General features: G+C 60.6%; 24 protein-coding genes. 5 read left to right on the forward strand and 19 right to left on the reverse strand.

Translation table 11 applies throughout. From position 1 onward, the window contains the following. Positions 1-4 precede the first annotated feature (4 nt). Entirely contained in the window at positions 5-3,421 is a 3,417-nt protein-coding gene (locus ACILSR_RS28235; RefSeq protein WP_395753166.1) for a DUF1553 domain-containing protein, read from the reverse strand. A 214-nt stretch (positions 3,422-3,635) separates the two neighbouring features. Here ACILSR_RS28235 and alaS point away from each other — a divergent pair, with 214 nt between their 5' ends. Further along, positions 3,636-6,416 (forward strand): alanine--tRNA ligase, encoded by a 2,781-nt coding sequence (gene alaS, locus ACILSR_RS28240; protein ID WP_395753167.1) that lies wholly within the window; start codon positions 3,636-3,638, stop codon positions 6,414-6,416. 643 nt (positions 6,417-7,059) lie between these two features. On the opposite strand, the gene ACILSR_RS28245 is transcribed toward alaS, so the two are convergent. From ACILSR_RS28245 to ACILSR_RS28315, 15 genes are all read right to left on the reverse strand, one after another. After that, positions 7,060-7,494 carry a hypothetical protein gene (locus ACILSR_RS28245; RefSeq protein WP_395753168.1) on the reverse strand — a complete coding sequence of 145 codons (435 nt, stop codon included), beginning with the start codon at positions 7,492-7,494 and terminating at the stop codon, positions 7,060-7,062. After that, a complete protein-coding gene (locus tag ACILSR_RS28250; protein WP_395753169.1) occupies positions 7,491-7,763 on the reverse strand; it encodes a hypothetical protein in 273 nt (90 codons plus the stop codon). The genes ACILSR_RS28245 and ACILSR_RS28250 overlap by 4 nt, the downstream gene beginning before the upstream one ends. Before the next feature lie 115 nt (positions 7,764-7,878). Next, complete coding sequence (locus ACILSR_RS28255; protein WP_395753170.1) at positions 7,879-8,376, reverse strand: hypothetical protein; 498 nt, start codon at positions 8,374-8,376, stop codon at positions 7,879-7,881. Between the two features lie 54 nt (positions 8,377-8,430). Further along, complete coding sequence (locus tag ACILSR_RS28260; protein WP_395753171.1) at positions 8,431-9,342, reverse strand: alpha/beta hydrolase; 912 nt, start codon at positions 9,340-9,342, stop codon at positions 8,431-8,433. A 279-nt stretch (positions 9,343-9,621) separates the two neighbouring features. Next, positions 9,622-9,798 (reverse strand): hypothetical protein, encoded by a 177-nt coding sequence (locus tag ACILSR_RS28265; protein ID WP_395753172.1) that lies wholly within the window; start codon positions 9,796-9,798, stop codon positions 9,622-9,624. Between the two features lie 28 nt (positions 9,799-9,826). Further along, complete coding sequence (locus tag ACILSR_RS28270; RefSeq protein WP_395753173.1) at positions 9,827-10,207, reverse strand: hypothetical protein; 381 nt, start codon at positions 10,205-10,207, stop codon at positions 9,827-9,829. Between the two features lie 80 nt (positions 10,208-10,287). Beyond that, positions 10,288-10,809 carry a hypothetical protein gene (locus ACILSR_RS28275; protein WP_395753174.1) on the reverse strand — a complete coding sequence of 174 codons (522 nt, stop codon included), beginning with the start codon at positions 10,807-10,809 and terminating at the stop codon, positions 10,288-10,290. Between the two features lie 75 nt (positions 10,810-10,884). Further along, positions 10,885-11,271, reverse strand: a complete 387-nt coding sequence (locus tag ACILSR_RS28280; protein WP_395753175.1) for a hypothetical protein — start codon at positions 11,269-11,271, stop codon at positions 10,885-10,887. A gap of 145 nt (positions 11,272-11,416) precedes the next feature. Continuing rightward, on the reverse strand, positions 11,417-11,704 hold the full coding sequence (locus ACILSR_RS28285; RefSeq protein ID WP_395753176.1) for a hypothetical protein: 288 nt from the start codon (positions 11,702-11,704) through the stop codon (positions 11,417-11,419). A gap of 29 nt (positions 11,705-11,733) precedes the next feature. Then, positions 11,734-11,961, reverse strand: coding sequence for a hypothetical protein (locus tag ACILSR_RS28290; protein ID WP_395753177.1), 228 nt, complete (start codon positions 11,959-11,961; stop codon positions 11,734-11,736). 51 nt (positions 11,962-12,012) lie between these two features. Then, positions 12,013-12,480, reverse strand: coding sequence for an NADAR family protein (locus tag ACILSR_RS28295; RefSeq protein ID WP_395753178.1), 468 nt, complete (start codon positions 12,478-12,480; stop codon positions 12,013-12,015). Between the two features lie 90 nt (positions 12,481-12,570). After that, positions 12,571-12,861: a hypothetical protein gene (locus tag ACILSR_RS28300; RefSeq protein ID WP_395753179.1), complete on the reverse strand. Its 291-nt coding sequence runs from the start codon at positions 12,859-12,861 to the stop codon at positions 12,571-12,573. Positions 12,862-12,895: 34 nt separating this feature from the next. Continuing rightward, entirely contained in the window at positions 12,896-13,192 is a 297-nt protein-coding gene (locus ACILSR_RS28305) for a DUF1330 domain-containing protein (RefSeq protein WP_395753180.1), read from the reverse strand. A 49-nt stretch (positions 13,193-13,241) separates the two neighbouring features. Next, positions 13,242-13,727, reverse strand: coding sequence for a hypothetical protein (locus ACILSR_RS28310; RefSeq protein WP_395753181.1), 486 nt, complete (start codon positions 13,725-13,727; stop codon positions 13,242-13,244). Beyond that, positions 13,724-13,906: a hypothetical protein gene (locus ACILSR_RS28315; RefSeq protein WP_395753182.1), complete on the reverse strand. Its 183-nt coding sequence runs from the start codon at positions 13,904-13,906 to the stop codon at positions 13,724-13,726. Before ACILSR_RS28315 ends, ACILSR_RS28310 begins: the two co-directional genes overlap by 4 nt. 274 nt (positions 13,907-14,180) lie before the next feature. Here ACILSR_RS28315 and ACILSR_RS28320 point away from each other — a divergent pair, with 274 nt between their 5' ends. Next, on the forward strand, positions 14,181-15,188 hold the full coding sequence (locus ACILSR_RS28320) for an IS630 family transposase (protein WP_395753183.1): 1,008 nt from the start codon (positions 14,181-14,183) through the stop codon (positions 15,186-15,188). Positions 15,189-15,297: 109 nt separating this feature from the next. On the opposite strand, the gene ACILSR_RS28325 is transcribed toward ACILSR_RS28320, so the two are convergent. From ACILSR_RS28325 to ACILSR_RS28335, 3 genes are read right to left on the reverse strand one after another with little or no spacing between them, the layout of a single operon-like run. Further along, positions 15,298-16,023, reverse strand: a complete 726-nt coding sequence (locus ACILSR_RS28325; protein ID WP_395753184.1) for a discoidin domain-containing protein — start codon at positions 16,021-16,023, stop codon at positions 15,298-15,300. A 24-nt stretch (positions 16,024-16,047) separates the two neighbouring features. Next, entirely contained in the window at positions 16,048-17,508 is a 1,461-nt protein-coding gene (locus tag ACILSR_RS28330; RefSeq protein ID WP_395753185.1) for a Gfo/Idh/MocA family protein, read from the reverse strand. A 51-nt stretch (positions 17,509-17,559) separates the two neighbouring features. Continuing rightward, positions 17,560-18,045, reverse strand: coding sequence for a TQO small subunit DoxD (locus tag ACILSR_RS28335; RefSeq protein ID WP_395753186.1), 486 nt, complete (start codon positions 18,043-18,045; stop codon positions 17,560-17,562). 259 nt (positions 18,046-18,304) lie between these two features. Here ACILSR_RS28335 and ACILSR_RS28340 point away from each other — a divergent pair, with 259 nt between their 5' ends. The 3 genes from ACILSR_RS28340 to ACILSR_RS28350 all read left to right on the forward strand — a co-directional run. Beyond that, complete coding sequence (locus ACILSR_RS28340; RefSeq protein WP_294396665.1) at positions 18,305-18,760, forward strand: Crp/Fnr family transcriptional regulator; 456 nt, start codon at positions 18,305-18,307, stop codon at positions 18,758-18,760. An 80-nt stretch (positions 18,761-18,840) separates the two neighbouring features. Then, the gene (locus ACILSR_RS28345; RefSeq protein ID WP_395753187.1) at positions 18,841-19,224 is read left to right on the forward strand and encodes a DUF3307 domain-containing protein; all 384 of its coding nucleotides are present in this window, start codon (positions 18,841-18,843) and stop codon (positions 19,222-19,224) included. A 100-nt stretch (positions 19,225-19,324) separates the two neighbouring features. Continuing rightward, on the forward strand, positions 19,325-20,541 hold a 1,217-nt coding region (locus tag ACILSR_RS28350; RefSeq protein ID WP_395753188.1), incomplete at its 3' end, for an alkaline phosphatase family protein.

The following is a 20,541-nucleotide window of genomic DNA, read 5'->3' on the forward strand; positions in this document are numbered from 1 at the left end:
CGAATCACCTCCGCATCAAAAACTCATCCAAATTCATGACCACATTCGCAATCGCCGTCCACGCGGCGAGTTCGGGGATGTCGGCACCTTTTGGAGCGGCACCCAGCGGCTCGGTGGCCATCTTCGTGGCATCGGGGAGATCAGCACGGTAGGTGGCGAGGGATTCGTCGTAGAGTCTGGTCAATGCCGTGATTTCATGCGCGGCCGGTGCGCGTGAGAGGCAGAGTTTGAAGAGAAGCGCGAGACGCTCGGGCTGGGTCTTGGCTTCGGCGACGAGTCGGCGGGCCATGGCCTGATTCGTTTCAATGAAGACGGGATCGTTCAGCGTGACGAAGGCCTGCAGCGGCGTGTTGGTGCGGCTGCGGCGGATCATGCAGACCTCGCGGTTGCCAGCGTCAAAGGTGGTGAAGCTGGCGTAGGGGCTGTTGCGGCGTACCTCGGTGTAGAGGCTGCGGCGGTGAGCGTCCTCGCCGGGGCTCACGGTCCAGTCATTGCTGCGGCCAAAGGCGGTGGTGAGACCGAGATTGGGAGTCATGGGACGCACGGGTGGGCCGAACATTTTTGGGCTGAGCAGGCCGCTGACCGCCAGCGCCTGGTCGCGCAGGAGCTCTCCTGTGGGACGGAAGCGCGGGCCGCGGGCCAGCATGCGGTTGTCGGGGTCGCGTTCGTTGAGCTCGGGCGTGGTTTTGGTGCTCTGCTGGTAGGCCGCGCTGGTGAGCATGAGTTTGAGCATGTGCTTCATGTCCCAGCCACTGTCCATCAGCTCGGCGGCCAGCCAGTCGAGCAGCTCCGGATGAAACGGCAGCTCTCCCTGGCTGCCAAACTCCTCGCTGCTGCGCACGATGCCAGTGCCAAAGATGCTTTCCCACAGGCGGTTCACCGCCACGCGTGCGGTGAGCGGATTGTCCCGGCTCACCAGCCACTGCGCCATCGTCAGACGATTTCGCGGAGCATCCTTCGGCAGCGGATTGAAAGCCGCGGGCGTGCCTTCGCTCACCTCGTCTCCCAGCGCCTGCCAGTTGCCACGCAGCTGGATCTTGGTGACTCGGCGCTGCTTGGGATCCAGATCACGCATGATCGGCACGGTGACGAGTTTGAGTGCGGCCAGTTCCTTGCCTGCGGCGGCGAGACGTGCGCGCTCGGTGGCGGAGGCTTTTGAGACATTGCGCACGAAGTAGTCCACCACTGTCTGCTGCTGCGCGGGGGTGCGCTTGTCTTTCGCCTGCCCGAGCGCGGCCACCACATTTTCCGGCACCTTCGTCACCTGCTGCACGCGTGCGTCCCCCGTGTAGCTGAGGCGGAAGCTGCCGAGCGTATGCTGCTTGTGCTCGCTGTTTTGCGCCAGGGTGATGCGCAGCTTGGCACCTGAAGGAATCATCAGCGGCGATGCAGCCAGCAGCGTGAGCGTGTGCGGCTTGTCGGCAGCGCCGGAGACAGCCCATCCCGGCTGCTTTTTGTTTTTCGGCTTCAGAATGGAGGCCGCGGGAAAGCCGTCCTGCTCATAATCTGCCAGCGCGGTGGTGAAGCTCACGGCCACGGGGCCGCTGATGGCAAAGGCTTTTTCCTTGTCCGGCGCGGGCGTGGGTTCGCTCTTCCACAGGGTCTGGCGTTTGTCATCCAGCAGCAGCACTCGGAATCCATCGAGGCGCTTACTCGTGCCGCCGTCCGTGCGGTTCCAGACAACGACGCGGTCCACCGGTTTGGAGGCTTTTAGATCCACCTCCCACCACGGTTCTTTGTCGCCGTCGGCAGTGTGGGCCACGCTGTTCTTGGCGTAGTCTCCCTCGGTGCCGCCATCGATGGCTCGCTTGGCGGCTGCATTGGTGTAGGTGCTGCTTTGAGAGGCGGTGCCTTTGGGGGCGATGTTTTCGCTGCCGCTGAACACCTGCACCTCGGCCAGCTGAAGCAGCTTTTTCTCTCCCGGCAGCTCCACGCGCACATAGCGCACCTGCGGCGGCGGCGTGGCATTTGAAGGCACCACTTCCGCTTTCACATCGGTGATGACGAAATTGGCAAAGCCAGCCGCAGGCAGGGTTTCGAGGCGCAGGGCGCTCAGCTTGTCCCCGGTGGCTGGCAGCTCAACGGTGTAACTGTCTTTGTCGCTGTTTTTTGGAATCGAAACCGTGCCGCCCGCGGCGATGGTGGCGGTTTGTTTTGACTGCGTGGTAACCAGAGTGGGCTGCGGCGTCTGCCAGCCCAGATCTCGGGCGAAGCCCTGGTCCCAGGACTCCAGTCCGGCCAGCCATGCGGGGGCAGGGGAGGTAAATTTCTTCTCCAGCGCATCGATCTCGCCCTTCAGCTTTGCCCGCTGCTGCTTCAGCTCCGGCGTGTCAAAGCTGTGCAGTGGCACCTCGTCTTTTTTGTCGCTATCGGCGCTCTGATTCAGAAAGGCGTAGAACTGGAAGTATTCGTTGATGGTGATGGGATCAAACTTGTGCGTGTGGCACTGCGCGCAGGCCATCGTCGTTCCCATCCACACAGCCATGGTCGTGTTCACCCGGTCAATGATGGCTGCGTTGCGAAACTCCTCATCGTCCGTACCGCCTTCGTTTTGCGTCATCGTGTTGCGATGAAACGCCGTGGCGATGAGCTGGTCGTCCGTCGGATTGGGCAGCAGGTCGCCTGCGTTTTGCTCGATGGTGAACTGATCAAACGGCATGTTCGCATTCAGCGCGCGCACCACCCAGTCGCGGTAGGCCCAGATCTCGCGTGGCTGGTCGCTCGGATACCCCGAGCTGTCTGCATACCGCGCCAGATCCAGCCACTGCCGCGCCCAATGTTCGCCATAGGCGGGGCTGGCCAGGTAATGCTCCACCACCTTGTCATAGGGCTGCTTCAGCAGCTGATCGAGCTCTTCCGGAGTGGGAGGCAGGCCGGTGAGGTCCAGCGCCACGCGGCGGATCAGCGTGGCTGCGTCAGCCATCGGTGCGTATTTCAGCTTCTCTTTCTCCAGCCGTTGCACCAGAAACGCATCGACTGAATTCAATTTTAAGCCTGCAGCTTGAGCCTTCAAACTCGGCACGGCGGGCCTCACCACCTTCTCATAGCTCCAGTGCTTGCCCCAGGGCGCACCTTGTTTGATCCATTCGGTGAGCAGCGCGACCTGGGCGGGAGAGATGGTCTTGTGCTGCTTCGGCGGCGGCATCATTTCGTCCGGATCTTTGCTGACGATGCGCTCCAGCAGCGCGCTCTTTTCGGGGTGTCCGGGCACCACGGCCGTCACCCCATCATTGTTTTTCTTGGCCCCGGCCTCCTCATCCAGGCGCAGGCCCGCCTCGCGCTTCTTTTCGTCCGGCCCGTGGCAGAAGAAGCAGTTCTCGCTCAGGATGGGGCGGATCTCCTTGGAAAACTGAATGGTATGCGGTGCCGTCTCAGCCAGGGCGGAGGAGGCGGAAAGAAGGGCTATGAAAACGCGGGTCACGGAGTTTCATACGCAGGAGAAGAGCCATTCTTTGAGCCGTAGCGGCATTCTCCATGGGCGCGGCAGGCGGGTTGGCTCCGCCCCTTGCAAAACCGGCCGCTCGGAAGGCCGCTTCATGGGCTCTGGCGGGAGCATTTCGGCATCGGCACCAAACCCCGCCTTTACCTTCGCCGTCCCCCCGCTAACATCCGCGCTCCCTTTTCCCCAGCCGCCCATGTCCGCCGTCCCTACCGCCGCCCAGATCCGCCAGAGCTTCCTCGATTTCTTCAAGGAGAAGCAGCACACCATCGTCCCCAGCGACAACGTGGGCTACACCAGCCGCGACGGCGCCCGCATTTTCACCAATGCCGGCATGAACCAGTTTGTGCCCATCTTCCTCGGCGAGCGCAGCGCCGACGTGGACACCTGGCCCGGCGTCCTGCACAAAGGCCTCCCCACCCGTGCCGCCGACACCCAGAAGTGCATCCGCGCCGGCGGCAAGCATAACGACCTCGAAGATGTCGGCCTGGACACCTACCACCACACGCTTTTCGAGATGCTGGGCAACTGGTCCTTCGGCGACTACTTCAAAAAGGAAGCCATCTCCTGGGCCTGGGAGCTCGTCATTGAGCGCTGGAAATTCCCGCCGACCCGCGTCTTCGCCACCATTTATCAGCCTGGCGAGGGAGACCCTGCTGAGCGCGATCAGGAAGCCTGGGAAATCTGGGCCGAGAAGTTCCACAGCATCGGCCTTGATCCCAATATCCACATCGTCAACGGCAACAAAAAGGACAACTTCTGGCAGATGGGTGAGACCGGCCCCTGCGGCCCCTGCACCGAGATCCACATCGACCTCACCCCCGGCCCCCGCGACCTCGACGAAGACCGCCAGCGCGCTGGCTCCAAGCTCGTGAACGGCAGCGACGCAAGCTGCATCGAAATCTGGAACAACGTCTTTATCCAGTACAACGGCAATCCCGACGGCACCTTCAGCCTGCTGCCCGCACAGCACGTGGACACCGGCATGGGCTTCGAGCGCGTCTGCTCCATCATTCAGGGCACGAAGAACTTCACCGACTTCGAGACCGCCAAGATCAGCAACTACGACACCGACGTCTTCAAGCCCATCTTCGACGAGCTCACCAAGCTCTCCGGCAAAACCTACGCCAGCACCCTGCCCAAAGCCAACGAGCAGGGCCACGTCGTTCCCGTGACCGAGCAGGAGAAGATCGACGTCGCCTTCCGCGTCATCGCCGACCACCTCCGCACCCTCAGCTTCGCCATCGCCGACGGCATCCAGCCCGGCAACTCCGACCGCAACTACACCCTCCGCCGCATCCTTCGCCGCGCCGTGAAGTATGGCCGCACCCTCGAATTCAAAGAGCCGTTCTTCTTCAAGCTCGTCGATGTACTTGCCGCGCAGATGGGCGATGTGTTCCCGGAAGTGAGGACGAAGAAGGAGCAGATCAAGAGTGTGCTGAAACTGGAGGAGGAGAGCTTCAACCGCACCTTGGACAAGGGCATCGCGTTGTTTGAAGAAACAGCCAGTTCCGGCAAAAACATCGACGGCGCTTTCGCATTCAAACTCTATGACGAGCAGGGCTTCCCTCTCGACCTCACCGAGCTTCTCGCCCGCGAGCGCGGCTTGACCGTTGACGTCGCAGGCTTCAACAAACTCATGGAAGAGCAGAAGGAACGCGCCCGCGAAGCCGGCAAGAAGAACAAACAAGTCGTCTCCGTCTCCGAAATCGAGACCAAAGCCCCCACCAAGTTCATCGGTTACGACAACCTCGAAGCCGATGTTAAGGTGCTCGAAGTCGTGCAGCTCAAAGATAAAGAGATGAAGGACAAGACCGCGGTCGTGCTCGACGTCTCCACCTGCTACGCCGAAATGGGCGGCCAGATCGGCGACGCTGGCCAGCTCATCCTCGGTGCCAACACCTACCCGATCAGCTCCACCACCAAGGTCGGCAACACCTGGCTGCACTTCCTCGAAGGCGAAGAAGCCCCCGCCGTCGATGCCACCGTCAAGCTCATCGTCGATGCCCCGCGTCGTCACGCCATCGAGCGCCACCACACCGTCACCCACATCCTGCACTGGGCCCTGCATGAAGTGGTGAGCAAGGACGCCACCCAAAAAGGCTCCAACGTCACCCCTGACAAACTCACCTTCGACTTCAACAGCGCCGCTCTCACCGCGCAGCAGCTCATCGACATCGAGCGCCTGGTGAACGAACGCATCGTCGCCAACGAGCCTGTCTCCTGGACTGAAGTACCCTACGTCGAAGCCAAGGCCAACAAAGGCATCATGGCCCTCTTTGGAGAGAAGTACGGCGACCTCGTCCGCGTCGTGCAGATCGGCGGCCAGCGCAACAAGCTCGACGGCTGGAGCATGGAGCTCTGCGGCGGCACCCACACCCGCAGCACCGGCGAGATCGGCCTCTTCCGCCTCGTCAGTGAAAGCGCCAACGCCGCGGGCATCCGCCGCATCGAAGCCATCGCCGGACTCGAAGCCTACAACGCCGCCCGCGCCGACGCCGACCTCCTCAAACTCCTCGCCGGCAAAGTCAGCGCCCAAGGCGCCGCCGACCTTGAAAAGAAGCTCGATCAAATCCTCACCCAGCAGAAGGAACTCGAAAAGTCGCTCAAAGCCGCCCAGCAACGCGAAGCCGCAGTGAAGGCCAAAGACCTCATCGCCACCGCCGCAAACAACACCATCGTCACCAACCTCGGTGATGTGGATGCCGACTACGCCGTCGGCGTCGCCGAAGCCCTCAAAGCCACCTTCAACGGCATCGTCGTCCTCGCCGCCACCGGCGGCGGCAGCGTCGCCCTCATCGCAAGTGTCGCCAAAGAGCACCAGGCCAAAGTCCAGGCCGGCAAGATCATCCAAACCATCGCCCCCATCGTCGGCGGCAAAGGCGGCGGCAAACCCGACTTCGCCCGCGGCGGCGGCAAAGACGTGGCGAAGGTGGATGCTGCACTCGCGGAGGCGCGGAAGCTCATCGGTGCATAGCCCCCTCTCGCTCCATCGCATCTGCAAACCCAGCGCATTTACGTAATTCGGCCTTCAGACCAACTCTCAAAAATCTTGTCACATTGCCCGGGCGGCGGAGCGGCCCCATTGGCTGCGTTGGTCGCTTGCCTGTTATTTTCAAATAGCAGGCGGCGCTCCCGCCTTGCCACTGGGACCGCTGCGCTCGCCGGTCAAAATGACAATCTTTTCGAGAACTGGTCTAGACCTGATGCCGCTAAGCGAAAGATGACTGAGTTGAAAAAAGAGCGCTGTAGAAATGAACTGCATGGTTAACTGAAGGTGGATGAATGCATCATCCCCGCCTGATACTGCCCCCGCCGTTTTTACATGAAGTAGGCGAAGGTGCGCAAAGCACCGCCGAAGCTGTGGCTCAGTTTTTCCATAGACAGATGTTCATGGCACTCGGCCGCGCGCGGTCATCTGGGTTTTAGCGGATCAGCCGCGTCCAGCCTGATGAAGCACTCGCGATTTTTCCGCGCGTAGTCATGAAGTTCCTCGCCACTCCACCAGGCGGCGTTGGAGGTGACGCCGTCGAAGGCGGAAAAGTCGGAGTCTGCGAAGTGATCGAAGACTTCCTGAAGGTGCGGGCTGTCCAGCAGCCCTTTTCATGCCACTTCTTAGCTCAAACCGCCTGCCCTCTACGCGGAACGGGCAGCAGCAGGTGCAGCTCGGTAAAGCTGCGGTAGTACTCCATCTGCGGACGTGTGGGATCGATGCCGTGCTGCTGGATCATGGCTCCGAAGGAAGGGCCGATTTGAGCGGTCTTGGACGACCAGTCGAGCATCTTCACCCGTGCGCAGGGGCCGGCGGCGATCTCGGTGATGGGAAAGCCGAGGGCGGCAAAGCGGCGCTCCTCGATCTCGCTATCCGGCACGAGTCCGGCGTGGTAGTCCATGCCCGCCTCCGTCTCATAAACGAGGCCGTAGAATTTGCGGCCCTTCAGGCTTTTGAGGTGTGCCTCCAGAGCACGAAAGGCGGCGCGATTGCCCTCCGGGAATTTCGCGGAGCGTGCGGTGATCAGTCGCAGCGCGGGCTGCTGAATGATGGTAGATGTCATGGTGTGTGCGAAGGCGTTCCACCTAGCGGAGCCTGCGTGGAGGCGTCTGGTCTGACACCGGGGCCGCCAAAGGTGCGAAGCAGCTTTCTCAGGAGGATCTGGCTCAGCGCGATGGCACCGAACACATAGCAGATGATGATAAGGTAGTGGGAAAACTGCAGTGTGGGGAAATCGGGCAGGGCGGCGGCTTTAAAAACAAAGGGGCCGGACAGCGGGCCGATAAAAACAGACAGCCAGTAGGCGAGGTCGGTGGTGGGTTTTGTCTTCATGGTGAATGAGAGTGCGCTGCTTCCGTGCCGGTCCGCCAAAGCTCGGCGAGCGCGCCGAGAGGTGCAAGGAGCGATGCTGGCCGGCCAGGGATGCCGCCGCTAATGTGGTTTTGCATCATATGACAAACTCCTCCACCCGCCCAAACTCAAGACGGCTCAGCGCTCCGAGCATGGCGTCAAAGCGTGGCAATAGCAGGCTATAAGACATGCGCAGGCTGGTCCCGATGAATCCGTGATGCGCGTCTGCCGCACCGTGAACCATCTTCACACGGCGCTGCAATTCTCCGCTCAAATGCGTGACAAAGGCGGCCCGGCTGCCAGCCGCTGGTGCAGGGCCAGGTGCACCACCAAACGACACGAGAACCAGCGCACCGAGGATCGAATACACCAGTCCATCGTGTGACATTGCCATTTCGGTGACTTGCCCGACCATCGCCGAAATATGTTCGGGTTTTTCTCCCTCCACGAAAATGAGCACATACTCGACACGCTCCACCGTGAATGACTGCTGCGCGGGGGCATCGCTAAGCCGTGCTGCCTCAGCCGTTGCCCCGGAAAGATACTGCTCGAAAAGCTTCCTGCGTCTTCGGTATTCGAAATACGTGCGAAACATGGCGGTGTGAGCTGCGGGCTGACGAAGAAGGTGCAGTGACGGTGTGACCGCCTTTTATCGGCTGGAGGATTTGAGGATCTTGCTTTCCAAAAAGTCGAAGGCGGCGGGCAGCGACTGCTCCACCATGGGGAAGGTGTGGCCGCCGGAGAGGCGCATGATTTCCACGGACATTTTCAGCGCTTTCGCATCGGCCAGAAAGGCCTCGTTCATCTGGCGCTCCGACGCGTGGTCCGCATACGCGACGAAGAGGGGCACTGCCTGCAAACGCGGCAGAAGAAGGCGCGGATTGACGGTGTTCCAGAATGGCGGATCGATGCCAAAGCGCAGAGGCACGGCGTAGTTTTGACCCACCTCGGCGATCTGCAGGCGCGGGAAGTCGAGAATGCCGATGAGCGATGCGACCGCCGCAAAATCCGCGGACCTGCGGCACGCGGTGTACATGGCGCCATAGCCTCCCATGGACCAGCCGCCAAGGGCCCGCTGCGCGGCCGCGCGACTCACTGGGAAATGTTTTTCCGCCAGCGTCATGACTTCATCCACATAGTCCGCATAGCGGTCTGTGGGTGTCATTGGCGAGTTCACATACCAGCCGTCCCGCCCGCGCGGCAGCACCACGGCGCATTTCGTGGCGAGCACGCGCTCACGGGTAAGGGGATTTTCCAACAGCGTGCGTTCGTGTCGGCCACGGCCGTGCAGGAAGTAGATCACGGGCAGCGGCGCGGACGTGGGCTCTACGCCCGGCGGCAGCACCACGAGGAAGCGCATGGGCACACCGCTGAGCGCAACGCTCTTAAATTCGCAGGACCAGATGCGCGGCTCCACCTGCGCGATCTGCGGAGCTGGTGTGGTGGCTTTTGGTGCGGGGACAACTTCCGCTGCAGCGGCCGCCTTCTCTGCGCCGGCGGAGAGAGCTGCGGACATGCTGAGGAGGCATGCGGTGAGGAGGAGGCGGCTGGGAGGTGTCATGGTGCGGTCAACTTTCTGGTGTGGCTGTTGCCTGCGGCGACTGGTCCGGACTGCCCATCAACAGGCGGTGGATGGCACGCTGCCGCATGCTCCTTGTCGCCCAGAATGCAAACCCGTCGCCACAGAGACAGTGAGAAGAGGCCACGGGACAATCAGATGGCCTGCATCGCGAAGCAGAGAGCAGCAGGCAAATCCGGCCACCATCACCCAAAACGGCCCGAAGGTGAGAACGAACGCGCCCGCGCTGCGGTGATACCTGCGGAGCACAGGCGCTGTCTCTTATGCAACGCCGGACCGGATGCCATGGCTTCTGCAGACGGTGGCCGCTTCTTCAGACAATGCTTTTTTCCTGCCGCGGATCCCATGCAGAACAGCCGCCATGGCGAAGGAATACAACGCCAGCATCCCCACGTCGCTCCATGACGTCAGGGGTGGTGGCGAAGTCATGGCATTCATGGGAGTAGCTGCGGCGGGGAGGGAAGCTCTAGCCCTCCCGAGGTCCCGGCCACTTACGCTTCGGGCTCCACGGCTCTTTTTTTGGCGGTGTGTGGCGGCCATCCACGGTGCCGTCCCGCGCATCGATGGCGGCGGTGCGTTCGGCGACGAGTTGGCGGTTCAGCGTCTGCGATTCTTCGAGAAGTTCCAGCAGGGCTTCGATCACCAGGCCTGCCTGGCCGACATCGCGCTCCAGTTGCTCGATGCGCTGCTGCACCTCTGCCGCCCGCGAGTCGTCCTCGCGCCGCAGCCGCTGCTGCTGAAAGCGCTCCCGGTGCAAAGCACGCGCCTGCTGCTGAGAAAGAGCCGCCAGCTCGCGCAGGTGGCTGGCCTGTGCCTGCTCAGGGAAGAAGAAATCGAGGAAGTCCATGCCGGGAGTGAATTATGGCGATGGTAGAGATTTCGCGCCGCGCAGCGACTACAAAATGACGCGGGGAGTGGACGAGCTCCTCACGGATGTGCGAGATCGCTCCAGGTGGGATCCGGACGCCCATGCGAGGACGGATTGATCTTTTCGCGCAAAAGACTGATGAGCTGGGAAAAGAAGTTGGGCCTTCGAAGGGGGCGGGCGTACAGCTGCGCGGCGGTGCCACGTTCGAAATAAATGCCCACCGCAAAGGGCAGCGGCGGTTCTGGCTCATTGTAACTCGGAAGGCGCACTTCAATCTCGGCCGCCGAATGCGGCGCGAGCGTGTGCAATCCGGCACCGGTGCCGCACCATCCCAGGCTGTAAGTTTTCCAGCCGGAAGGCTCCGCGATCCTGTAGCTGTAAAATGGCGTGGAGAGCCCATAACCGTAGCAGGAAAAGGATTCGTCCGTGTCGTTTGCGATCCGGAAGGTGGCGAGCCGTCCGTATTTTTCCTCATGAAACCGCACGAAGTGTATCGATGGGCCGGACCTCAGGGCGAGCCACGCCATGCTTCCCACCAGGAGCGCCCCGATGAGCGAGAGAAGGATGAGTTTGGGTTTCATGCAGCAAAGCTCAAGGCGGCATGAGGGTGGAAATGGAGGGGATTCATGGCCTTGCCCAGACACCACGCTCCAGCATCACGATGCCTTGGGGTCGGTATTCTCGGCTGCCTGCTTGGCCTTGGTACTTCGGCGTTCGAGCCATTTTACCACGGATGACACAGGGAAAAACATAGCGATCAGCACGATGAGCAGACTGCGGTCAACCGCAGGAAGAAGAGGCAGTCCGCTGCCGATCACAAATCCAAGTCCCGAAAGGAGCAGCAGATAGACCAGCACCGTGCGCCACGCAAAGGCGCTGCCACCCGACAGCCAGTTAAAAAGCAGCGCCGCCGGCAGCAGGCAGAAGCCCTGGAGATAGATGGGCACACCGAGCGCACCGCCAAGAGCAAACCCAAGCACCACGGCCAGAGTGACCAGCGCCGTGTTTAGGATGATCAAGGAGATGACGCGCAGAATCTTCATATCGCAGCCGAATCGCAAGATAGCACGCCCGCCCTCGTCATCAACCATCACCGCGGCACGAAGGACGCGGCGAGCAGGGATGAAAGCCTGAACTTTTTCCGAGGCCTCTCGCGGGAGCTGATGATCGGCATGGTATGCGCAGGTTTTACTTCGTGGGTTCGGTCATGCTCCCGCCGAGGAGATCTGCCAGCCTCTGGCCAAGCTCACGCAGCATGTCATAGTCCTGAGAAGAGTTCAAACCGGCGGCGAGCGTCACCGTGTGCGGATCGGTGGCAGAAACATCCAGCGGTCGTTCATCGATCCATAAGCTCCAAACCCGGCCTTTGCGCGTGCGTATTATCTGGCCCGCGAGTTTGGATAGCAGAGCATCGATGGCGAGAAGCTGCTCATCTGTGATGAGTTCTTCGGTCACGACTGCAGCGGTGGGTCCCATGAGCAAAGTGTCTGACTGTGTGAACGAGATTAAACTCGCGCCTTCACGGCAGCAGGCGGCTTCACGGCCCACACCAGCGCCCGTCCCGAGCCCTTGCTCCGCACCAATCCGATGTCCTCCTCAAGCCGGCGTGTCCACTCCGGGCAGGGGCGCTCGTAGGGCAGGCCCAGCTTGTCCCGCAGCTCCACCCACGTCGCGCCCGCACGGCTGCGCCGGAGATGCTGCTGGATGGCGGATTTGAATTCGTGGTAGCTCATGGCAGTCGCGGGAAGGCTGCGCGAAGGTGGGAAACGTGCAAGGGCAGAGTTTTACCCTGCCGCCTCCTTGCGCAACTGGGCTCGGATTTCCATGAGCAGCCGGCCCAGCATGTTTTTTCCGGAGCCGTCTCCGCCATCGCCCCAGCAGTCATCATTGGGGGTGCTTTCGATGAGTCTCCGTTCCCCGGTGGAGAAGAGCAGCTCTCTCAGCTCCGCATGCTGCGTGAACTTGGCCAGCAGCGCCTGACGCATGACGCCGATCTTCACCGCCTCCCAATCTTTTCGCAGCGGCGCTTTCCTGTTCCGACCCAGGCGTGCGGCCATCATGGGCGAGCCAGATTTACGGATCTTTTCTGCATGCCCTGCATCCTGAAACTTCTGCGCCTGAAAGTAGTGCTCGGAGGTCGGCCAGGTCTTGCCGCCGATCTTCACGGGGAAAGGAGCGAAGTTGGAGAACTCACCAAAGGCATCTCCGGTGCTGTAAAAGCGGAGTGGTGCGTCGGAAGAGGCGGGGAGCATGAGCAGGACAAAGGCTGTGCCACGGAGCTACCGGTGCAAGCGCGGAGTTTGCATCGTCAGCGCGGCAGCGATGGAATCACAGGGCACGCTTCATTCTCTTTGTAGTGACGAATCAGCGGGGATTTCCTCAAAGAACTGTCTCCACAGACCGTCCTCCGCATCGTCATCGACATCCCAGACACGGAGTCCTTCTTTGCCGGTCTGGCGAAAGAAGTAGCCGGTGATGCTGTCGTAGCGGGAGTAGGCGCTGTCCTGGAAGATCAGGACTTCGCCTTCGGTGAATGAATCTCGAAGTGCGGCGAAGGTCTTTTTTACGCGATACCCATGGCCTCGCTGGAATGGACCATCGTGCGGGCCGCCGGCATTGGGGGAGGTGCTCATGGTTTCAACCTGCCTTCATTTCTTCACGCGGCTGTCATGCCACGGGCACCCCATCGATCGCATAGAACTGCGCCTTCGCGGCGCCTTCGCGCAGGGTTTTGGCGTGGCGGTATTCCTCCGAATGGAAGAACTGCTGCGCTGCTTCATAGGTAGGGAATTCGAGGATCACCACGCGGTTGGTCTCCTCGGGGCCTTCCAGCGTCATCGACTCGCCACCTCGTGCCACAAAGCGGCCGCCGTATTGCGCGATGATGGCGGGCGTGAGCTTCATGTACTCCGCGTAGCGTGTCCAGTCGGTGACTTCAACGCGTCCGATGATGTAGGCTGGCATGGGGTGTATTGGAGTTGGAGGTTCTGGCTCAGGTTGCACAAAGCAAAAGTTACAGGATGAGCGTCCCCGGTCCCAGCACTCTCAAAATTCGTCCTGACTGATCAAATTCGATTCCAAACATGTTTGGAATTTGAATGTGCCCTTCTTCTGTTTGCTCTGTGATCCCAATGAAAAGCCGGTAGTACTTACCCTTCACATCAGGATGCTCGCCACGATTTTTGACGAACTGCGGTTCACCTGCAGCCAGAAGCCCTGGGTAGTCAAAGACGCTGTCCCCGACGGTGATCAGTGGCCGCAGCTTTGGTATTCGCTCTTTGGCAACTTCGAACGTTTTTCTGGCAATCTCTCGCTCGATCTCCGAGCGTATCAGTCCCTTGTGAAGGATAGCGTCAGCGTGATAAAGGTCCGAGCGTGAAGGAAGCCCGTCCAGTAACTTCGCGGCCTCCGCGTGTCGCGCAGCAGGCGATAACTCATCGGCGGCTTGGGAGGCAATCGCCAGCCAGGCCAAACAAAACAGGATAGCGGTGTGCTTCATGGTGAGGAAATTTTCATCAGCCACAGAATGGCTGCGGCGATGTCATTGTAAAAGACGCGGTGGTGGAGGTCTCCAAACGCCAGCCGTGCCAGATACGCGATGGCGGTGTTTGGCACGACGATGGCCACGCTCAGGGCCGAATTCTTGAGTTCGGAGGAAAATGACTGCTGGGTGAGCACGATCTCGATGGGCGGCCGCTCCAGCTCCAGTGCGTCATACAGGACGCGCTTGCAGTTTGTGTCCGCCTGCAGCGCGATGACGCGGCGCTGGCACTCGCCAATGAGCTCCTCCGTGGGAACGCCGCGGATGCGGGCGACGATGATCTCGCCGACGAGTTCGACCCAGAGCTGGGAGGTAGACCAGTTCTCGAAAAGATTGTCATATTCGTGCTGTACTTTTTAGAATCATAGTAATGAATAGGCGGTGGTGGCCCGCCCGTGCATCGAGCTCAATATGGACAACGCGACTCTTGATGAGGTTCGCGTGGCCATGGACTGCACGCCCACCAAGAAGGGCTTTCGTCGGCTGCAGGCATTGCTCTGGCTTTATGAAGGCAAAAGCCGTGAAGAGGTTGCCGCGCTATCGCGCTTCAGTCTGCGGCAGGTGCTGCGCTTCATCAAAGCCTTCAACCTCGCCGGTCTCGACGGCCTCATTCCAGGACGTAGCAGCGGTCGCAGCCGGATACTGCCCAAGGCCCAGGTAGCCGAGAAGATCGTGCCGATTATCGAGGATCCTGCTCTGGCGGGACAGACGCACTGGACTGCGGTGAAGCTCCACGGCTGGATCAAGGAGCACCTGCAGACCCAGCTCGGCTACAGCACCATGGTGCGTTATCTCCATGAGCAGGACTACAAGCTCAAGGTGCCACGTCCCTGGCCGCTCAAACAGGACGAGGAACTGCGCGAGGCCTTCTGCGTCAAGCTGCGCGCCTGGCAGCAGAATCCTCAGACCGATGTGTGGTTTTGCGATGAAAGCGGCTTTGAAGGCGACCCGCGCCCGCGACGCACCTGGACGAAGATCGGCAAGGTGCGTCTCTCCCCCTATCTGGGCGAGCATATCCGCCACAACCTCTTTGGCGCGGTGTGCCCTGCCGACGGACGGCTGACTGCAATGCTCTTCAATCTCTGCGACAGCGCAAGCTTCCAGGTGTTTTTGGACACGCTGGCCCAGGAGAATCCGCAGGTGCCCGGACGCCGCGCCATCGTGGTGCTCGACAACGCATCCTGGCACAAAGTCAAACGTCTCAACTGGCACCACTTTGAGCCGGAGTATCTGCCGGCACGTTCACCCGATCTCAACGCCATCGAACGACTCTGGCTGCGCATGAAAGCCGACTGGTTCAATGGCTGGATCGCCAAGAGCGCTCAAGAACTTCAGGAACGCCTGATCGCATCTGTGCAATCTCTCTTTGAGCAACCTGCCATCCTCCAGTCCCAGTGCCGCCCAAAGACCAGTTTATGACAATCTTTTCGAGAACCGGTCTAGGCCCTGCTTTCCTTTCGACAGCACAAAAAAACCGCCGTGCAGGAGCGCTGCACGGCGGTGATTGAATGCCAGAGGTCAGGTCTGCTTATTTGGCAGCCTTGCCGAACACTTCCACTTCGCAGTAGTGGTTCATGTCGTTGCTGGTGTTGCCGTTGCTCCAGAGGCGCACGTAGCGGGCCTTGATGCCCTTGGCGTCAACGACGCGGCCATGGTTGGTTTCCACGTAGGCTGGGTCGCTGCCCTTGCCCATCTGTGAGGAGTCGTCGTGGTCGGAGTTCCACAGGGTGGTCACACCGGTCTTGAACTCAGGATCATCAGACACCTGCACTTCCACGTCGATGTAGGCCTGGGCCTGCTTGTGGTAGTGCCACATGGCGATCTTGTAGATGTTCGCCTCTTCGCCGAGGTCGATCTGCACCCACTGCTTGCCGGGCATCAGTTCCACGAAGGAACCGTCAGCGCCGTCGGCGTCGCCGTCGGTCACCAAGTTCAGATCGCCAATGATGGGAGCGGAGTCAGAGCTGGTGACCTTCTTGCCTTTGGCAAGGTTGGTGGTGCCTTTCGGGACCATGATGGTCTTCACCACTTTGCTTGGGTCTGCCTTTTCGAGGTTAGGCAGCTCAGCAGGCACCGGGGTGCCGATGAACATGGGCTTGGGGAACACGAGGGCGATCTCTTCGAGGTCACCAGCGGGAACCGCTGCTTCGGCAGGGGCGGCGGCGGCACCGGCTTTCGATTCTTCTTTCTTGCCGCAGGAGGCAAGGGTGAGAGCGAGCGCGAGGCCCGTGAGGATGTGGAGGGTGTTTTTCATTGGGAGTGGTTGGATTGCGAATGGTTATGCTTGGAAGTCTTCAGGAGTGAAGAGGTACTTGCCGCCTTTTTCCTTGGCCTCGTAGGCCTTGAGCACGGTGACGCAGGACTTGAAGGCAGCCTCCACATTACAGGTAAGGTGCGCAGGGTTCTTGGTCTGCACGGCTTCGATGAAGTTCTGCACATGCGGGGAGTGGGGCTTGCGCCCCAGCTTGATGGCCAGCTCCCACTGGGCCAGCGCCTTGCTTTCGCGCACGTCTGCCACGCTCACAGCACCGTAGGACGGCGGCTTCGGCTTTTCCCAGTCACGGGGGTGTTCCCAGAACTTGTTCTTGGCCTTGTCAGCGGCCTTCATGATCGGCGGGCTGTCTCCCAGCGCGTAGGGCTCCCAGTCCTGGCCCGGTTCGGCGTAGAGCTGGTTGCCATTGGTGTCGAGCTCGGAGATGATCGCCGTGCCGCCAGTGCCCATGTGCTTCTCATAGGCACCCTGGGAGCCTGTGGTGGTCAGCACCTGGTAGTAGGCGCGCAGCGCTCCGGAGGCGGTCTTGAATTCGTAGATGCACATCATGTTGTCCGGCAGCTCGAATTTCGGGCGGCCTTCCGTGCCGTCGAAGTAATCCACACCGCCGGAGGCGATGACGGAGACGGGCGTGGACTCATACATCCAGTTGAACATGTCGATCTGGTGCGCTCCCAGGTCGGAAAGGGGGCCGCCACCGTACTTCTTGAAGAAGCGCCAGTTGCGGAACTCCTCGATGCTGCCGTAGCCGTTCTTGGCGAGGACTTCATCGGAGATTGGGTAGCCCTTCACCGCATCCTGCGGCTGGCTGCCGGACACACCGCGGTTCCACTGTGCGTAGGCGTGGGTGACGCGGCCCAGCATCTTGCCGGGCTTGATCACATTGTCTCGCAGGTTCAGGTAGCGCGGGTTGGAGTGGCGCTGGTGGCCGATCTGGAAGATGCCAGGGTTGGCCTTGCCGGCGCGCACCATGTCACGCGCACCTTCGATCGTGTTGCTCATCATCTTCTCGCAGTACACATTCTTGCCTTTCTCCAGGCAGAGGCGCGAGTAGGGGGCGTGCAGAAAGTCCGGCGTGGCAATGAAGACAGCCTCAATCGAAGGCTCCTTGTCGAGCATCTCGTTGATGTCGAAGTAGGTTTTGATGTCTCCTTCGATCTGATGCTTGTTTTCACCCAGGAACCCGCCGCGCGTCTTGCGGATCGAGAATTCCCAGATGTCGCACATGGCCACCCATTGGATGCCAGGGACGTCCTTGGAGGCGACACGGAGCGCGTTGCCCTGGGCGCCGCAACCGACTAGGGCGCACTTGATCGTGCGTCCGGCGCTGGTCTGCTGGGCGATGGCGCCCTTGCTCGTGGCGAGGTAAACTCCGCTGCCGGTCAGGGCACTGGTGCGGAGGAAGCCGCGGCGGTCCATGAAACGGGACAGCGGCGCGGGGGAGGATGGGGAAGGCTGGGAATTCATAGGTGCAGTCAGGCGCGTGGTTCGCTTGCCGGGGACGACGCTGAAGTCGTCTTATGCCTTCTTACGGGCCAGGAAGCCGTCGATCGAAAAATTCTTTGCTTTCGCGGTCACCAGGGCGGCTGCCACGATGAGGATGGAGAGGCCGATGTTGCTCACCACTTCGGTGTCGTCCGGCAGGGCGGCGAGGCCAAAGCCCAGCGCCAGGAAGACCAGGCCGCCGACGAGCAGTCCCAGCTCCGTAAAGATGCCGACGGCAACCCAGATTCCCACAGGAACCAGAATGTAGCCGATGGTGTTGGCAAAGGCGGTGCAGGCCCACTCAGGCATGAAGCTGTTCGTGCTCATCAGCTTGGCGATGGGCGGACCCTTCTTTTCCGTGTAGTTGGTGATGCTGAAGGTCGTATCCGCTCCGTTGCCATAGCGGAACTTGTCCAGACCAGCCATAAAAAGGCGCATGCCGACCCAGAGACGGAGCAGAAGATGGGCGAAAGAGTAGCCGCAGCAGCTGTTGCAATTGGAGGAAGAGGAGTCGGACATGGATGGGGTGCAGGGGTGGCTGGTTGAAGTGAGGGCGCTGATTCTGAACCGATGCCCTTGGAAATCCAGCAGAATTTAGATTCTGCATAATTCGCAAATGCGAACGATCTCAATGAGAATTACGCCGCCAAATCGCAGATTTGGGGCAAAACTTTCGTTTTTGTAACCTGCGGGTTTCTCAAGCTTGTGATTCGCCGTGCTTGCCATTACGGGCATCTCCGCTTAAAAAAGACCGCTTAATTCAGCCCACTCACTCTTTATGAGCTCCCTCTCCTCTCCCAAGCTTCCGGCCCAAGGCATCCTCGAACCCCTCGGTGATGAGGATCGTGACATTCTCAGCGGATACGGCGAATTCCTACCGGTGCAGCCCGGTCAGCATCTCATCGAGGAAGGCCAGCAGCAGAACAGCCTTTTCTTCGTGGTCTCCGGAAAGTTTCATGCCACCGCCATGCGCGGCGGCCACAAGGTCCTCCTCGGTTCCATCCAGAAGGGGGAAACGATCGGCGAAATCAACCTGCTCGACCCCAACGTCGCCAGTGCCAGCGTCACCGCCGTGGAATTCTCCCAGGTCTGGCGCATTGATGGCGAGACCCTCGAAAGCTACATCAATGAATACCCGCGTGCCGCGGCCTGGCTGCTCATTGGTGTTGGTCGCACCATCTCCCACCGCCTCCGTGCCGTGAATGAGAAGATCGCCGCCTTCTACAGCGCCTGATTCATGGATGTAAGGCGGATTGTTTTGCGCAGGTATGAATCCTGCGTAGCAATCCGCCTGTCCCGATGGAAAACCTCCACATGCCAGGCTTGCTGCCATTCCCTCCGCACACTCTGCTGGATGCCATCCAGGTCGTTTTCCTTCTTTTCGCCGGTCATGCTCTGATGGACTACCCGCTGCAGGGGGAGTTTCTCTCCACCTGCAAAAACCGGCACCTCCTCATTCTCAGAAATGACCCCACGCGCCCGGTGCAGATCTGGCCTTGGTGCATGACCGCCCATTGTCTTCTCCATGCGACCGCTGTCTGGGCTGTCACCGGTTGTTTCATTCTCGCCTGCATCGAGCTCGTCCTCCACTGGTTCATTGATCTGGCCAAGTGCGAAAACAAAACGACCTTCGTTCAAGATCAGGCCCTGCATTGCATCTGCAAAATCGCCTACGTCGTCGCGGCCATGCTCTATTAAAGTTCGAAGTTAAAAGTTAAAAGTTTCAAGTTCTCCTCGGCGCACGATTAGTCCTTGGCATACCTTGAAACTTTAAACCTTAAACCTGCAACTCAGAGAAATGCAGCGCACCGCCATCCTGAACGTCGTCGGCCTCACCTCCCGGCTCATCGGCGAGCACACCCCGGCCATCCGCGCCTTTGTGGAGCGCAACCGCTCCACGCTCATCGAGCCCGTCCTGCCCGCCGTCACCTGCACCGCCCAGGCCACCTACCTCACCGGCCGTCTCGCGCGGGATCATGGCGTCGTCGCCAATGGCTGGTATGACCGCGACTACGCCGAGCACCGCTTCTGGAAGCAGCCGGAGCAGCTCATGCAGGGCGAAAAATTGTGGGAAGCCCTCCGCCGTGTCGATCCCCAGTTCACCTGCGCCAAGCTCTTCTGGTGGTTCAACATGTACTCAACCGCGGACATCTCCATCACGCCGCGCCCGCTTTATCCGGCCGATGGCCGCAAAGTCTTCGACATCCACACGCAGCCCATGCCGCTGCGGGACCGCATCAAAAAAGACCTCGGCCCCTTTCCCTTCCGCCACTTCTGGGGGCCTGGCTCCGACATCAAGTCCTCCATCTGGATCGCCGAAAGCGCCAAATGGATCGAGGAAAAGCACTGGCCCGGCCTCTCCCTCGTTTACCTCCCGCACCTCGACTACAACCTCCAGCGCGTCGGCATCGACATGGAGAAAATCCGCTTTGACCTCCGCCAGATCGACAACGTCGTCGGCGATCTCATTCGCTTCTACGAGACGCGCAACATCAAGGTCGTACTCCTCTCCGAATACGGCATCACCGATGTCGAGCAGCCCGTCCACTTGAACCGTGTCTTCCGGGAGAAGGGCTGGCTCAGCATCAAAGACGAACTCGGCCGCGAAACTCTCGACCTCGGCGGCTCCAAGGCCTTCGCCATCGCCGACCATCAGATTGCCCACATCTACCTCAACGATCAGAGCATCCTCGCCAACGTCCGCAGCACCCTCGAAGCCACCCCCGGCGTCGCCCAGGTGCTAGGCAAAATGGAAAAACACCTCGTCGGACTCAACCACGAGCGCAGCGGCGATCTCATTGCGGTCGCAGACGCCAAAAGCTGGTTCACCTACTACTACTGGCAGGACGACAAAAAAGCCCCCGACTTCGCCCGCTGCGTGGACATCCACCGCAAATGTGGCTACGACCCCGCCGAGCTCTTTGTCGATCCTAAGATCAAATGGCCCAAGCTCAAGATCGGCTCCAAGCTCGCTAAAAAAGCCCTCGGCCAGCGCATGCTCATGGACGTCATCCC

It is taken from the genome of Prosthecobacter sp., from assembly GCF_044222565.1.
In the GTDB taxonomy this organism is placed as follows: domain Bacteria; phylum Verrucomicrobiota; class Verrucomicrobiia; order Verrucomicrobiales; family Verrucomicrobiaceae; genus Prosthecobacter.

Coding starts and splice junctions, on each gene's coding strand:
- alaS (WP_395753167.1), top strand. CDS start 3,636: ATGTCCGCCGTCCCTACCGCCGCCCAGATCCGCCAGAGCTTCCTCGAT.
- ACILSR_RS28245 (WP_395753168.1), bottom strand. CDS start 7,494: ATGACATCTACCATCATTCAGCAGCCCGCGCTGCGACTGATCACCGCA.
- ACILSR_RS28250 (WP_395753169.1), bottom strand. CDS start 7,763: ATGAAGACAAAACCCACCACCGACCTCGCCTACTGGCTGTCTGTTTTT.
- ACILSR_RS28255 (WP_395753170.1), bottom strand. CDS start 8,376: ATGTTTCGCACGTATTTCGAATACCGAAGACGCAGGAAGCTTTTCGAG.
- ACILSR_RS28260 (WP_395753171.1), bottom strand. CDS start 9,342: ATGACACCTCCCAGCCGCCTCCTCCTCACCGCATGCCTCCTCAGCATG.
- ACILSR_RS28265 (WP_395753172.1), bottom strand. CDS start 9,798: ATGAATGCCATGACTTCGCCACCACCCCTGACGTCATGGAGCGACGTG.
- ACILSR_RS28270 (WP_395753173.1), bottom strand. CDS start 10,207: ATGGACTTCCTCGATTTCTTCTTCCCTGAGCAGGCACAGGCCAGCCAC.
- ACILSR_RS28275 (WP_395753174.1), bottom strand. CDS start 10,809: ATGAAACCCAAACTCATCCTTCTCTCGCTCATCGGGGCGCTCCTGGTG.
- ACILSR_RS28280 (WP_395753175.1), bottom strand. CDS start 11,271: ATGAAGATTCTGCGCGTCATCTCCTTGATCATCCTAAACACGGCGCTG.
- ACILSR_RS28285 (WP_395753176.1), bottom strand. CDS start 11,704: ATGGGACCCACCGCTGCAGTCGTGACCGAAGAACTCATCACAGATGAG.
- ACILSR_RS28290 (WP_395753177.1), bottom strand. CDS start 11,961: ATGAGCTACCACGAATTCAAATCCGCCATCCAGCAGCATCTCCGGCGC.
- ACILSR_RS28295 (WP_395753178.1), bottom strand. CDS start 12,480: ATGCTCCCCGCCTCTTCCGACGCACCACTCCGCTTTTACAGCACCGGA.
- ACILSR_RS28300 (WP_395753179.1), bottom strand. CDS start 12,861: ATGAGCACCTCCCCCAATGCCGGCGGCCCGCACGATGGTCCATTCCAG.
- ACILSR_RS28305 (WP_395753180.1), bottom strand. CDS start 13,192: ATGCCAGCCTACATCATCGGACGCGTTGAAGTCACCGACTGGACACGC.
- ACILSR_RS28310 (WP_395753181.1), bottom strand. CDS start 13,727: ATGAAGCACACCGCTATCCTGTTTTGTTTGGCCTGGCTGGCGATTGCC.
- ACILSR_RS28320 (WP_395753183.1), top strand. CDS start 14,181: ATGGACAACGCGACTCTTGATGAGGTTCGCGTGGCCATGGACTGCACG.
- ACILSR_RS28325 (WP_395753184.1), bottom strand. CDS start 16,023: ATGAAAAACACCCTCCACATCCTCACGGGCCTCGCGCTCGCTCTCACC.
- ACILSR_RS28330 (WP_395753185.1), bottom strand. CDS start 17,508: ATGAATTCCCAGCCTTCCCCATCCTCCCCCGCGCCGCTGTCCCGTTTC.
- ACILSR_RS28335 (WP_395753186.1), bottom strand. CDS start 18,045: ATGTCCGACTCCTCTTCCTCCAATTGCAACAGCTGCTGCGGCTACTCT.
- ACILSR_RS28340 (WP_294396665.1), top strand. CDS start 18,305: ATGAGCTCCCTCTCCTCTCCCAAGCTTCCGGCCCAAGGCATCCTCGAA.
- ACILSR_RS28345 (WP_395753187.1), top strand. CDS start 18,841: ATGCCAGGCTTGCTGCCATTCCCTCCGCACACTCTGCTGGATGCCATC.